Annotated in this window: 12 protein-coding genes; all 12 read left to right on the top strand. The window is 34.3% G+C overall.

Going from position 1 to position 14217, the window contains the following annotated elements:
- The first annotated feature begins 290 nt into the window (after window positions 1–290).
- The 12 genes from B0E44_RS03850 (at window position 291) to ftsA (ending at window position 14195) form a co-directional block, all read left to right on the top strand.
- Window positions 291–764, top strand: a complete 474-nt coding sequence (locus B0E44_RS03850) for a division/cell wall cluster transcriptional repressor MraZ (RefSeq protein WP_077370882.1) — start codon at window positions 291–293, stop codon at window positions 762–764.
- Window positions 739–1650: a 16S rRNA (cytosine(1402)-N(4))-methyltransferase RsmH gene (rsmH, locus tag B0E44_RS03845; protein WP_174565125.1), complete on the top strand. Its 912-nt coding sequence runs from the start codon at window positions 739–741 to the stop codon at window positions 1648–1650. The genes B0E44_RS03850 and rsmH overlap by 26 nt, the downstream gene beginning before the upstream one ends.
- Window positions 1651–1754: 104 nt before the next feature.
- Complete coding sequence (locus B0E44_RS03840) at window positions 1755–2102, top strand: FtsL-like putative cell division protein (protein ID WP_077370880.1); 348 nt, start codon at window positions 1755–1757, stop codon at window positions 2100–2102.
- A complete protein-coding gene (locus tag B0E44_RS03835; protein WP_077370879.1) occupies window positions 2093–4096 on the top strand; it encodes a penicillin-binding protein in 2004 nt (667 codons plus the stop codon). Before B0E44_RS03840 ends, B0E44_RS03835 begins: the two co-directional genes overlap by 10 nt.
- Window positions 4093–5556 carry a UDP-N-acetylmuramoyl-L-alanyl-D-glutamate--2,6-diaminopimelate ligase gene (locus B0E44_RS03830; protein WP_077370878.1) on the top strand — a complete coding sequence of 488 codons (1464 nt, stop codon included), beginning with the start codon at window positions 4093–4095 and terminating at the stop codon, window positions 5554–5556. The genes B0E44_RS03835 and B0E44_RS03830 overlap by 4 nt, the downstream gene beginning before the upstream one ends.
- A gap of 6 nt (window positions 5557–5562) precedes the next feature.
- Window positions 5563–6792, top strand: a complete 1230-nt coding sequence (gene mraY / locus B0E44_RS03825) for a phospho-N-acetylmuramoyl-pentapeptide-transferase (protein WP_077370877.1) — start codon at window positions 5563–5565, stop codon at window positions 6790–6792.
- A gap of 1 nt (window position 6793) precedes the next feature.
- Window positions 6794–8125 carry a UDP-N-acetylmuramoyl-L-alanine--D-glutamate ligase gene (gene murD, locus B0E44_RS03820; protein ID WP_077370876.1) on the top strand — a complete coding sequence of 444 codons (1332 nt, stop codon included), beginning with the start codon at window positions 6794–6796 and terminating at the stop codon, window positions 8123–8125.
- 80 nt (window positions 8126–8205) lie between these two features.
- Complete coding sequence (locus B0E44_RS03815) at window positions 8206–9525, top strand: FtsW/RodA/SpoVE family cell cycle protein (RefSeq protein WP_077370875.1); 1320 nt, start codon at window positions 8206–8208, stop codon at window positions 9523–9525.
- An 81-nt stretch (window positions 9526–9606) separates the two neighbouring features.
- Complete coding sequence (gene murG, locus B0E44_RS03810; RefSeq protein WP_077370874.1) at window positions 9607–10710, top strand: undecaprenyldiphospho-muramoylpentapeptide beta-N-acetylglucosaminyltransferase; 1104 nt, start codon at window positions 9607–9609, stop codon at window positions 10708–10710.
- A gap of 28 nt (window positions 10711–10738) precedes the next feature.
- Window positions 10739–12088, top strand: coding sequence for a UDP-N-acetylmuramate--L-alanine ligase (murC, locus tag B0E44_RS03805; RefSeq protein WP_077370873.1), 1350 nt, complete (start codon window positions 10739–10741; stop codon window positions 12086–12088).
- Window positions 12075–12797 carry a cell division protein FtsQ/DivIB gene (locus B0E44_RS03800; protein ID WP_077370872.1) on the top strand — a complete coding sequence of 241 codons (723 nt, stop codon included), beginning with the start codon at window positions 12075–12077 and terminating at the stop codon, window positions 12795–12797. Before murC ends, B0E44_RS03800 begins: the two co-directional genes overlap by 14 nt.
- 6 nt (window positions 12798–12803) lie before the next feature.
- Window positions 12804–14195, top strand: a complete 1392-nt coding sequence (ftsA, locus tag B0E44_RS03795) for a cell division protein FtsA (RefSeq protein ID WP_077370871.1) — start codon at window positions 12804–12806, stop codon at window positions 14193–14195.
- Window positions 14196–14217 lie beyond the last annotated feature (22 nt).

The following is a 14217-nucleotide window of genomic DNA, read 5'->3' as shown; positions in this document are numbered from 1 at the left end:
ATTCTTATCGGTGTGAAATATGTTTTTGAGTCTCTTTTTATTGTTTTTTTAACGATTAAGAGATGTTTTTTTTAAGCTTTTAAGAATATGTTTTATCAATCAAAAATGGATACTTTTTGCTAAATTATAAACTTTCTTACAAATAATCGATTCTGTAGCTAATGCTCTGATAGTGTATAAACTAAGCTTTTTTGGTCAAAAGTGGTTAAACTTATTAACAAAGTGGTAGATAGTGGTAAATTGTGGTAAAATTTTATATATTTTTGCTTTATACAATTAATACAATTCACTTGGACACAATTATAGGAACATATGAGTGTAAAGTCGATGCAAAAGGACGGGTTTTAATGCCTGCTCCCTTAAAAAAGCAATTGGCTTCCTCGCTTCAAAACGGTTTTGTTTTGAAGCGTTCTGTATTTCAGCCCTGTCTGGAATTGTATCCTATGGAAGAGTGGGATTTGATGATGAAAAAAATCAACAAACTTAATCGATTTGTAAAGAAAAACAATGACTTTATTCGCCGTTTTACCGCTGGTGTAAAGGTGGTAGAGATAGATGCATTAGGCAGATTGCTGGTTCCTAAAGATTTAGTAGTTTTTGCCAGTATTGATAAAGATGTGGTTTTTTCTTCCGCAGTTAATATTGTAGAAATTTGGGATAAAGATTTGTATGAGAAATCGATTGACGGTGCCGATGTTGATTTTGCAGATTTAGCCGAAGAAGTAATGGGTAATTTAAATGACGACGACAATGGAATATCATAATCCAGTATTGCTTCATCCTACTGTGGATGGTTTGGATATAAAACCAGACGGAATATATGTGGATGTAACCTTTGGCGGAGGTGGTCATTCAAAAGAAATATTGAGAAGATTAGGGCCAAACGGAAAATTATTTGCCTTTGATCAAGATGAAGATGCTTTGGCAAATGCTTTACCAGACGAAAGATTTACGTTGATAAACGAGAATTTTAGGTTTATAAAAAGGTTTTTGCGTTTTTATGGCGTGAAAGAAGTAGATGGTATTTTGGGTGATTTAGGGGTTTCTTCTCATCAGTTTGATGTAGCTGAAAGAGGTTTTTCTACCCGTTTTGATGCCGGACTGGACATGAGAATGAGTCAGAAAAATGATTTGAATGCTTATCGGGTAGTCAATGAATATGATGATGCCAACTTAAGGAGAGTGTTTCTGGATTATGGCGAATTGAAAAATGCACCAGCTTTAGCAAGAACAATTATCGAGGCTAGAGAGCACGCACCTATCAAAACAACTGATGAATTGAAAGAAGTCTTGGCAAAATATTTACCCGAAAGAGTTCGAAATAAAATATTAGCTCAAATCTATCAGGCGATTCGTATAGAGGTAAATCAAGAAATGGATGTTTTGAAAGAGTTTTTGGAGCAGTCCCTTGAGATTTTAAAGCCAGGCGGAAGATTAAGCGTAATTTCTTATCATTCATTAGAAGATAGATTAGTGAAAAGATTCATAAAAAATGGAATGTTCGAAGGGGAGCCAGAACGAGATTTTTATGGGAATTTTTCGGTTCCTTTTAAAACGGTAGGGAAGTTAATAGTTCCTGATAATGACGAAATCAAGTTGAATAATAGAGCCAGAAGTGCCAAATTGAGAATTGCAGAGAAAAAAGGTTAGAAAGTTTAATTGTTTAAAATGGTTTAATCGTTTAAAAGTTTAAAGAGGTGTGAATTCTAGAGTTTGTAACTCATAATTCATAATTCATAATTCATAATTTACTAATGAAAGGCGGAATTTATAACATATTAAAAGCACAATTTCTAATCGATGACAACGCTGTCAAAAACTGGCGCTTTATCGTTTTTGTGATTTTACTTGCTATAATAATGATTGCCAATACGCAACGTTACGAACAAAAAGTATTTAAGATTGTTGAATTGACCAATAAGGTAAAAGAGTTGCGTTCTGAATTTGTAGACAGACGTTCAGAGCTGATGAAGCTTAAAATGGAATCTACAGTTTCGGCTAAAATGGAAGAAAAACAAATTTTTCCGTCAACTGTACCTCCAGTAAAAATAGAAGTAAAAGAACCTGAAGAGAAAAATTTCTTAGAAAGAATATGGCAGTAGAAGATAAATACATATCCTATAGAACCTACTTGGTTGCATTTTTCATCTTTTTGATGGCAATTGCTATTGCTGTTAAGTTAACTAATATTCAGTGGGTTGATGGAGATCATTACAGAGAATTAGCCAAAGAAAGAACGGTAAAAAATTTTGTTATTCCTGCCAATAAAGGGAATATCTATTCAGCTGATGGAAGCCTTTTGGCAACTTCAATTCCTAATTATGCAATCCGTTTTGATGCTGTAGCTCCGAAAACAGAAGCTTTTGAAAAAAATGTAAAATTACTGTCTGATTCATTGGGAATGTTACTTAAAAAATCCAGTAGTACAATTCAAAACGAGCTAAGGAGAGCGAGAGTACACAAAAACAGATATTTTTTAGTTGCTCAAGGATTGAGTTACACGGAATATATCAAAATCAAAGGATTTCCATTATTTAATTTGGGAGCTTATAAAGGTGGAATTATAATTGAGCAAAAAACAGTTAGAGAGCATCCAATAGGACTAATAGCCCAACGCAGTATAGGTTATGAAAGAAAAATGCCTGAAGGATATTCTGATGGAAAAGGAATCGAGTGGGCATATCGTCAATACCTTAACGGAAAAGACGGTAAAATATTAAAACAAAAAATTGCTAAAGGGCAGTGGAAACCAATTCGTGATGTAAACGAGGTGGAACCTCAAGATGGTTATGATGTTATATCGACAATCGATGTTTACATTCAAGATATTGCACACCATGCTTTATTAAAACAATTGGAAGAGTATGAAGCAGATCATGGTTGCGTAGTTGTTATGGAAACTAAGACAGGTCATGTAAAAGCGATTTCAAATTTAGGAAGAGCAACAGATGGTAGTTATTACGAAACGACTAATTATGCCTACGCTGAATCTCATGAGCCAGGATCTACTTTTAAATTGGTTGATTTGATGGCAATATTGGACGATAAAGTGGCAGATACGAGTACTGTTTATGATACTCACGGCGGTGTAGTTACATACTCAGGACATAAAGTGAGAGATTCTCATGAAGGTGGTTATGGCAAAATTTCGTTAGCTCGTGGTTTTGAAGTTTCTTCCAATACGGTAATGGCACAGGCTGTTTATAATAATTACAAAAACAATCCGACGAAGTTTGTGAATCATATTAATTCTTATGGATTAAACAAAAAGTTAGGATTGGCTTTTAAAGGAGAAGGAAGGCCAAAGATTCCGCAGCCGAGTGATAAGCATTGGTCTAACATTTCACTTCCATGGATGGCAATGGGATATGAGGTTTCGGTTACTCCATTGCAAACGCTAACATTTTATAATGCTGTTGCCAATAATGGGGTGATGGTGAAGCCACAATTGGTTTCTGAAATCAAAGCGTGGAACAAAACCATAAAAAAATACGATACAGAAGTAATGAACCCGAGAATTTGTTCTCCTGAAACGTTACGAAAAGTTAAGGCAGTTTTGGCTAATGTGGTAAAAAGAGGGACTGGGGCAAAATTGTATTCTAAAGATTTTTCTATGGCGGGCAAAACTGGAACAGCACAAATGAACTATGCCAAGAATGGAGGAATGGACAAACACTATGCTTCTTCATTTGTGGGTTATTTCCCAGCGGATAATCCTAAGTATTCTTGTATTGTAGTGGTTCATAAACCGAATACTGCCAATAATAATTATTACGGAGCCGATGTTGCTGGGCCAGTTTTTAAAAGGATTGCTCAAAAAATATTTACAGATACACCTTCTACCAACGTGATTAAAAAATTGGACAGACCTGATCCGAAACAAGAGAGTAGTTATAATAACTATTATGTAAAAACGCAAAAAAAGCAAAATTCTGTTCCAAATGTTAAAGGAATGGCTGGAATGGATGCAGTTGCATTGTTGGAAAATCTAGGGTTTAAGGTTAAAGCTGTTGGGGTGGGGAAAGTAAAGAAACAATCCATTCAGGCTGGGCAGAGTATTGTGAAAAAATCATCAATTCTATTGGAATTATCATGAGGATACTTAAAGACATATTATATAAAGTGGCGATAGAATCTGTAACGGGTTCTACTGAAATTGCTATAAATCAATTGAATTTTGATTCTAGAAAAGTCGAAAAGAATGATGCTTTTATTGCGATTCGCGGTACTATTTCGGATGGTCATGATTTTATTGAAAAAGCAATCAGTCTTGGAGCAACAGCGGTTATCTGTGACACGCTTCCTGAAAATCTGATAAATGGAGTAACTTATGTATGTGTGAAAGACACTAATGCAGCTTTGGCTTTTATGGCAGCCAATTATTTTGATAATCCATCTCAAAAATTGAAATTAGTTGGTATTACAGGGACGAATGGTAAAACAACCATAGCTTCATTGTTGTATCAATTATTCAAAAAAGCGGGTTTCAAAGTGGGTTTGCTTTCAACAGTGAAAATTTTGGTAGACGATATTGAATATAAAGCTACTCATACAACACCTGATTCTATTACGATCAATTATTTTCTTAATGAAATGATAGAGGCAGAGGTTGAATATTGTTTTATGGAAGTAAGCTCTCATGGTATTCATCAAAAACGTACTGAAGCGTTACATTTTAAAGGAGGAATATTCACTAATTTGTCTCATGACCATTTAGATTATCACCCAACTTTTGCAGAATATAGAGATGTTAAGAAATCTTTTTTTGATCATTTGCCAAGCGGTGCTTTTGCTCTAACAAATATTGATGATAAAAATGGGCAAGTAATGCTTCAAAATACAGCTGCCAAAAAGCTTTCTTACGCTTTAAAAACGTATTCTGATTACAAAGCTCAAATTTTGGAAAATCAATTGTCCGGATTGCTGTTGAAAATAAATGGTAATGAAGTTTGGGTGAAATTAATTGGGACTTTCAATGCATACAATCTTTTAGCGATATATGGAACGGCTGTGGAATTAGGATTGGATAGTTTGGAAGTTCTTCGATTGATGTCAGAATTAGAAAGTGTATCAGGAAGATTCCAATATATTGTTTCCAATACGAATATAACGGCTATAGTAGATTATGCGCATACGCCAGATGCGCTCGAAAATGTTTTGAATACCATTAACGATGTGCGAACCAATAATGAACAATTAATAACAGTTGTGGGTTGCGGTGGAAATAGAGATACTGCAAAACGACCTGTTATGGCTAATATCGCTACAGAATTGAGTGATAAAGTAATTTTGACTTCCGATAATCCTAGAAACGAAGAGCCGGAAGCCATTATTCAAGAAATGGAAAAAGGGATTCAAGCTCAAAATTATAAAAAAGTCTTATCGATTACAGATAGATTGCAAGCGATTAAAACAGCTTGTCAATTGGCACAGCCAAATGATATTATATTGATTGCTGGTAAAGGGCACGAAACCTATCAGGAAATCAAAGGGGTACGTCATGATTTTGATGACATGAAAAATGTAAAAGAGATTTTAGATCAACTGTTAAAATAAAACAATATGCTATACTACTTATTTCAATATTTAGACAAAGTAATGGATGTTCCTGGTACGGGGGTTTTTCAATACATCACCTTTAGATCGTCCTTAGCATTGATGTTATCATTGTTATTGTCTACCATTTATGGAAAGCGCATAATTGGTTTTTTAAGTAGACAGCAAGTGGGAGAAACAGTTCGTGAATTAGGATTAGCTGGACAAAATGAAAAAGCAGGTACACCAACTATGGGGGGTATCATTATCATATTTGCAACTTTAGTTCCTGTGATACTTTTTGCAAAATTGCATAATATCTATATTGTTTTATTGATTGTTACCACCTTATGGATGGGAACCATTGGTTTTATTGACGATTATATTAAGATTTTCAAAAAAGACAAACAAGGGCTTAAGGGTATTTTTAAAGTATTTGGTCAAGTAGGATTGGGAGTAATCGTTGGGTCAGTTTTGTATTTTAGCCCTGCTGTGACTGTTAGAACAGATACAGGAAAGGTCGATATTTTTAAACAAACCACAGAAACCGTTGTTCAACCAGTTTCATTGGAGGAAAAATCAACTGCAACAACAATTCCTTTTTTCAAAAATAATGAATTTGATTATGCAGAATTATTAGCATGGACAGGCGAAGGATACGAAAAATGGGCTTGGTTAGTTTTTATTCCAATTGTCATTTTTATTATTACAGCTGTTTCAAATGGAGCCAATTTAACCGATGGTATTGACGGTTTGGCTGCGGGAACTTCTGCGGTATCAGTCTTTGCACTAGCGATTTTTACGTTTGTTTCGGGTAATATTATTTTTTCAAATTATCTCAATATAATGTACATACCCAACTCGGGTGAGATGACCGTTTTTATAGCTTCGTTTCTCGGTGCTTTGATTGGTTTTCTTTGGTATAATTCTTATCCAGCATCTGTTTTTATGGGAGATACAGGAAGTTTAACCATAGGAGGTATTATTGCGGTATTGGCAATTGCAGTTCGAAAAGAAATGCTGATTCCTTTATTGTGTGGAATCTTTCTGGTAGAAAATTTCTCTGTTGTTTTACAAGTGAGTTATTTTAAATATACTAAAAAACGATTCGGAGAAGGGCGAAGGATTTTTCTAATGTCGCCATTACATCATCATTATCAAAAGAAAGGATATCATGAAAGTAAGATAGTGACGCGGTTTTGGGTAGTTGCTATTATGCTGGCCATTTTGTCAATTGTTACACTGAAATTGAGATAATATGAGGCTAGTGATTTTAGGAGGTGGAGAAAGCGGTGTAGGTACTGCTATTCTCGGTAAGAAAAAAGGATATGATGTTTTTGTGTCCGATTTTGGAAAGATAAAAGACAGTTATAAAGAGGTGTTAATTATAAATGGCATCGCTTGGGAAGAAGGAAAACATACAGAAGATTTAGTTTTGAATGCCGATTTGGTTATGAAAAGCCCAGGTATTCCAGATAAGTCGCCAATTGTGAAGCAATTAAAAAGTAAGGGTATTGCAGTGATCTCCGAAATTGAATTTGCTGCTCCTTTTACAAAGGCTCTTACTGTCGGGATAACGGGTAGTAACGGGAAAACGACTACTACTATGCTTACTTATCACTTGTTGAAAACTGCAGGATTGAATGTTGGATTAGCTGGAAATGTTGGTAAAAGTTTTGCTTGGCAGGTCGCAGATAACAATTATGATTTTTATGTTATCGAGTTGAGTAGTTTTCAGTTGGATGGAATTGTGGATTACAGACCGGACATTGCAATAATTACGAATATTAGCCCAGATCATTTAGATCGATATGATTACAAATATCAAAATTATATAGAGTCTAAGTTTCGCATCACAATGAATCAGACAGAGAAAGATTTTCTGATTTATGATGCAAATGATGAAGCCATTTTAGAATGGTTGAGTAAAAATAAAGTTAAAGCACAATTAATTCCTTTTTCGTTAACCGACGAATTTACCGAAGGAGCTTATATAAAAAATAACAAAATGGAAGTAAAGATCAATCACGAAGAGTTCACAATGGAAACAGAATACATCGCATTGGAAGGAAAACATAATTTAAAGAATGCTATGGCGGCCACCTCTGTTGCAAAAATTTTACAAATAAGAAAAGAAACAATTCGTGAAAGTTTGTCTAATTTTCAAGGTGTTGAACATCGTTTGGAAAAAGTATTGAAGATTCAAAACGTACAATACATCAATGATTCCAAAGCAACCAATGTGAATTCTGTGTTTTTTGCATTAGACAGTATGAATACGCCTACAGTTTGGATTGTAGGAGGAGTTGATAAAGGGAATGATTATCACGAATTAATGTCATTAGTTCGTGAAAAAGTAAAAGCAATTGTTTGTTTAGGAGTTGATAATAAAAAGATTATCGATGCCTTCGGAAATGTGGTTGATATAATGGTTGAAGTAACGAATATGAATGAAGCTGTTCGTATGGCTCAACGTTTATCTGAAAAAGGAGATACTGTTTTATTATCACCAGCATGTGCTAGTTTTGATTTATTTGAAAGCTATGAAGATAGAGGAAGACAATTCAAACTAGCAGTTAAAAATCTATAAATTGAATTTTTTAGAAAATAGTTTCAATTTCTAAATGGAAGTTAAATCTAAAATCTAAACCTTAATTCTAAAATTTAAAAATGAGAGAACTAATTAACAAGCTAAAAGGAGATAAAGGCATTTGGTCATTCGTGGCCTTATTGGGCCTGTTTTCCTTTATGCCAGTTTTTAGTGCAAGTAGTAATTTGGCTTATTTGGGTCATGGAACCGGCAATACTTTGGGGTATTTGGTGAAGCATTTTGCCCATATCTGTATTGGTTTTCTAATTATTTATTGGGTTCATAAAATTCCATATCATTATTTTAGAGCAATTTCCAAAGCAGGATTGCCTATAGTTTGGCTTTTATTGGCTTATACTTTGATAAAGGGAACCGTAATTGCTGGAGCTAATGCCAGTAGATGGATTCAAATTCCATTTATCGGGTTGTCGTTTCAAACATCGACATTGGCGGCAATTATGTTGTTTATTTTCGTTGCTCGATATTTGTCCAAAAGTAGAGAAACACCTATCACTTTTAAGTCTTCTTTATGGGAGCTTTGGACTCCTGTTTTTATAACATTGATGTTTATTCTTCCAGCCAATTTTTCTACCACAGCTTTGATTTTTTCAATGGTACTTATGCTTGCTTTTGTTGGTAGGTATCCTTTGAAGTACATTTTTTTTATCATAGGTTCTGGTGTTGTGATTTTAACTCTGTTTTTTTTAATGTCAAAAGCTTTTCCCGAATCTAAATTTTTCAGCAGAGTAGGGACATGGCAAAGTCGTATTGAGAATTTTACAACCGATAAAGCCGATGAGGATGATTATCAAATAGAAAAGGCTAAAATTGCTATTGCTTCAGGACAGATATACGGTTTGGGCCCTGGAAAAAGTGTTCAGAAAAATTTCTTGCCACAGTCCTCTTCCGATTTTATTTATGCGATTATTGTTGAAGAGTATGGTCTTGTTGGAGGTTTAGGGGTTTTAGTATTGTATCTGCTTTTATTATTCCGATTTGTGATCGCTTCCCATAAAGCTAATACACTTTTTGGAAAATTGGTGGTAATAGGTTTAGGGTTTCCGATGATTTTTCAAGCCATGATTAATATGGCTGTTGCCGTGGAGTTATTGCCAGTTACCGGACAAACGTTGCCTTTGATTAGTAGTGGAGGTAGTTCAATTTGGATGACTTGTTTTGGCCTCGGAATTATATTGAGCGTGACCAAAAAAGAAGAGGAGATTGCACAAGAAAAATTAGATAAAGAAAAAAGAGAAGAAATACTTCAAAAACTTATAGATAGAGAATTGGAAGCAGATCTTGAAGAAGCAGATTTTAAAAATGTAAATGACAATTTTGACACTAGCGATTATTCCATTACGGATAATTCAAAGAACCCAATGAATGCGGTGTTAAAATAATTGGGTTTATTAGGTTTTTATAAATAATTACAGTTCGTTACAATTTAGTATTAAAAGAAGCAACTTAGAAATTTTTTCAAAATGGCAAAGCATAAATTTATCTTGAGTGGAGGAGGTACAGGAGGACACATTTATCCTGCAATAGCCATTGCAAACGAATTGAAGTCACGTTTTCCTGATGCCGAAATTTTGTTTGTTGGTGCCAAAGACAAAATGGAAATGCAAAAAGTACCTCAAGCAGGTTACAAAATAAAAGGTCTCTGGATTGCTGGTTTACAAAGAAAGTTGACAATTCAAAATGCAATGTTCCCATTTAAATTATTGAATAGTTTATGGGAATCCAGGAAAATCATTAAACAATTTAAACCAGATGTTGTTATTGGTACGGGTGGTTTTGCCAGTGGCCCATTGTTGAAAATGGCCAATAGCATGAATATACCTACCGTAATTCAAGAACAGAATTCTTATCCGGGAATTACCAATAAACTTTTGAGTAAAAAGGCAAATAGTATTTGTGTTGCTTATGATCATTTAGAACGTTTTTTTCCAGAAGATAAAATGATTTTGACTGGTAATCCGGTTCGTCAGGATTTGTTGGATATTAAGGAAAAAAGAAATGAGGCTATCAAATATTTCAATTTGGATCCATCCAAGAAAACACTATTGGTTCTTGGAGGTAGTCTAGGTGCCAGAAGGATCAATCAATTAATAGAGAAGGAATTAAATAAGTTCCTTTCTTTAAAAGTTCAAGTGATATGGCAATGCGGAAAATTTTACTTGGACGATTATGAACAATATAACAGGCATAATGTTCAAGTAGTAGCCTTTATAGAAAGGATGGATTTGGTTTATGCAGCTGCTGATGTGGTGATTTCACGCGCTGGGGCTTCTTCTGTTTCGGAGTTGTGTATTGTTGGTAAACCAGTGATTTTTATTCCTTCACCGAATGTAGCCGAAGATCACCAAACCAAAAATGCCCAAGCAATAGTGAATAAAAAAGGTGCCATTTTACTTAAGGAATCACAATTGGATGAAGACTTTGGTTTGGTATTTGAATCGTTGATTAAAGATCAAGGAAAACAAGATCAATTAAGTGAGAATATTAAATTATTGGCAAAGCCAAAAGCAACAGTACAAATTGTTGATGCAATTGTTAAGTTGATTGGAGAAGAAAATAGAGAATAGACTTGAAGAATATTATAAACGAAATAAAATGAATTTAAATCAAATAAAGAACGTCTATTTCATTGGAATTGGGGGCATCGGAATGAGTGCTTTGGCTCGTTATTTCAAAACGATAGGAAAGCAAGTTTCGGGCTATGATAAAACACCTTCTATTCTTACCAGTGAATTGATTGAAAGTGGAATTGATATTCATTTTGAAGATAATATTAATCTAATTCCAAGTGATTATTATGTTGAAAATACATTGGTCATTATTACTCCAGCGGTGCCGGTTGATCATTCTGAGTGGAATTATTTCTTGGAAAGAGAGTATCAGGTAAAAAAGAGAGCAGAAGTTTTGGGTATCATTACTCAAGATACTTTTTGTTTTGCGGTGGCAGGAACTCATGGGAAAACAACGACCTCTAGTATTTTAGGGCATATTTTGTATGAAAGTGGAGCTGATGTAACAGCTTTTATAGGCGGAATTGTTGAGAATTATGATTCTAATTTAATCGGAAACGGAAAAACGGTTACAGTTGTTGAAGCTGATGAATTTGATCGTTCCTTTTTGCATTTGCATCCAAATATTGCATGTATTACATCTATGGATGCCGATCATTTGGATATTTACGGTACCAGCGCAGCAATTGAAGAATCATTTGTAGAATTTGCAAATAAAGTTGAAGATAAAAACAAACTTTTTATAACCAATGAACTGCCCATAGAAGGAGTGATTTGTGCTGTTAATGAAGAAGCTGTTTTTGAAGCCTTCAACGTGAGAATAGAAGACAGTAGTTATGTTTTTGATGTTAAAGCCCCAAACGAACTCATTAAAGATTTGCGTTTCGGATTGCCAGGCAAGCATAATTTAATGAATGCTTTAATGGCATTAGCGATGGCAATAACATACGGCACCCCAACCGATGTTATTGCCAGAGCTTTGGTTTCTTTTAGAGGAATTAGAAGGCGTTTTTCGTATCAAATCAAAGAAGAGAATTTAGTATATATTGATGATTATGCACATCATCCAACAGAAATAAATGCTGTTCATCAAGCGGTTCGAGAATTATATCCGGGACAAAAAGTATTAGCTGTTTTTCAGCCGCATTTATTTAGTCGTACAAGAGACTTCGTAGATAATTTTGCCAAAAGCTTGTCTGCTTTTGATGAAGTTTTTCTGATGGAAATTTATCCAGCCCGTGAATTGCCTATGGAAGGTGTTAATTCACAATGGTTAATGGGTAAAATGACTAATGAGTATAAAAAAATTGTAAGTAAAGAAGATTTAATTCCTTCAATTTTGGCTAATGATGCCCGCGTAATTGTTACGATTGGTGCAGGTGATTTGGGTGAAATGGTTCCTTCAATAAAAAAAGCATTATATGAAAGTCTTTAATTGGAATAATATAAGATTATTGTTAATGTTTGTTTTGGTCATTTTTCTTTTTTCGTTTACTTCTAAACGAAATTCAAAGCGAAAACTGACTAAATCAGAGGTTGTTTTTGTGGGTGAAAACTCTCTTTTTTTGGAAAATGAAACGGTTAATAAATTGTTGATAGAAAATAATTCGCATGCTAAAACCATACGAAAAGATAGGCTAGATTTGAATAAATTGGAGCAAGTATTAAATGCTCAAGAAATGATCGAGAGGGCAGATGTGTATGTGACTATCGATGGTGTGTTAAAAGCAGTTGTGAAACAAAAGACGCCTATAGCTAGAGTCTTTAATGATGAGGGTTCCTTCTATATTGACAGTGAGGGTAATACCATGCCTTTATCGACAAATTTTACAGCTCGAGTTCCACTTGTATCTGGGGAGATAAACAAGAAAAACAACAAAGATTTATTTAAATTATTTAAGATAATTTATGATGATGCGTTTTTGCGAAAAAACATCATTGGCATACAAATTATGTCTAATGGTAGCTTATTAATGCTCAATAGAAATTATAATTATCAAATTGATTTTGGTAGTTTGATAAATGTAGAACGTAAATTTCAAAACTATAAAGCTTTTTTTCAAAAAGTAAGTTTAGATGGTTCTTTGGATAAATATAAAAAAATAGATCTCAGATTTACGGAACAAGTAGTTTGCACAAAATAATAGAAAATGGAAAAAGAGAATATTGCAGTAGGTCTAGATATTGGGACGACGAAAATTGTTGCCATGATAGGCAAAAAGAATGAGTATGGAAAACTTGAAATTTTAGGTGTTGGAAAATCTAAAAGTTTAGGTGTGGCAAGAGGTGTTGTGAATAACATCACTCAAACTATTCAATCTATTCAACAAGCAATACTTGAGGCGGAAAATAATTCAGGGTATAAAATAAAAGATGTTGTAGTTGGTATAGCTGGTCAGCATATCAGAAGTATTCAGCATAGTGATTACATCAGCAGAAGTAATCCAGAAGAAGTAATAGGTGGAAGCGATATCGATTTATTAATCAATCAGGTTCATAAATTGGCGATGCTGCCTGGAGAAGAGATTATCCATGTATTGCCTCAAGAATTTAAAATTGATGGGCAATCGGATGTGAAAGAGCCAATCGGGATGTATGGCGGTAGATTAGAGAGTAGTTTCCATGTGGTAGTTGGTCAGGCATCGTCAATCAGAAATGTTGGAAGATGTATACAAAGTTCAGGTATCGAATTGTCAGGATTGACATTGGAACCATTAGCTTCTTCCGATGCAGTTTTGAGTCAGGAAGAAAAAGAAGCAGGAGTTGCTCTTATCGATATAGGAGGAGGAACAACTGATTTGGCTATTTTTAAAGATGGTATTATTCGTCATACAGCAGTAATCCCTTTTGGAGGAAATGTAATTACAGACGATATTAAAGAAGGTTGTTCGATTATTGAAAAACAAGCCGAATTGTTGAAAGTTAAATTTGGTTCTGCTTGGCCAGGAGAAAATAGAGACAATGAGATTGTATCTATTCCAGGTTTGCGAGGCAGAGAACCTAAAGAGATTTCGTTAAAAAACCTTTCGAAAATAATTAATGCCAGAGTTGTTGAAATCATTGAGCAAGTTTTTACAGAAGTAAGAGCTTATGGACATGAAGATCCTCGCAAAAAATTGATTGCCGGAATCGTTCTTACGGGTGGAGGTGCGCAATTAAAGCATATCAAACAATTGGTAGAATACATCACCGGAATGGATACTAGAATTGGTTATCCAAACGAGCATTTAGCTGGAAACTCTGATGAAGAAATTTCAAGTCCATTATATGCAACAGCAGTTGGACTGGTAATGAATAGCATTGAAAATAAAACACAAAGTGCGGTTAAAATGCAGGCAACTGTGACACCAGAAAAAGTAACTTATTATAGAGAGCCGATAGTTGAAGAGAAAGTTGAAATTAAAGAAGAGGTTTATGTGCAACCTGAAAGAGCACTTCAAGCAGATCCTTTAAAAGAGGAATCTACTGAAAACAAAATTAGAAGATCGTTTTTTGATAAATATGTGGACAAGATTAAAGATTTTTTGGACAACGCAGAATAATAAATAAAGAATAAATAAATTA

Source organism: Flavobacterium sp. A45 (assembly GCF_002001005.1).
Taxonomy (GTDB): domain Bacteria; phylum Bacteroidota; class Bacteroidia; order Flavobacteriales; family Flavobacteriaceae; genus Flavobacterium.
This window is presented reverse-complemented; position numbering and strand designations above follow the sequence as displayed.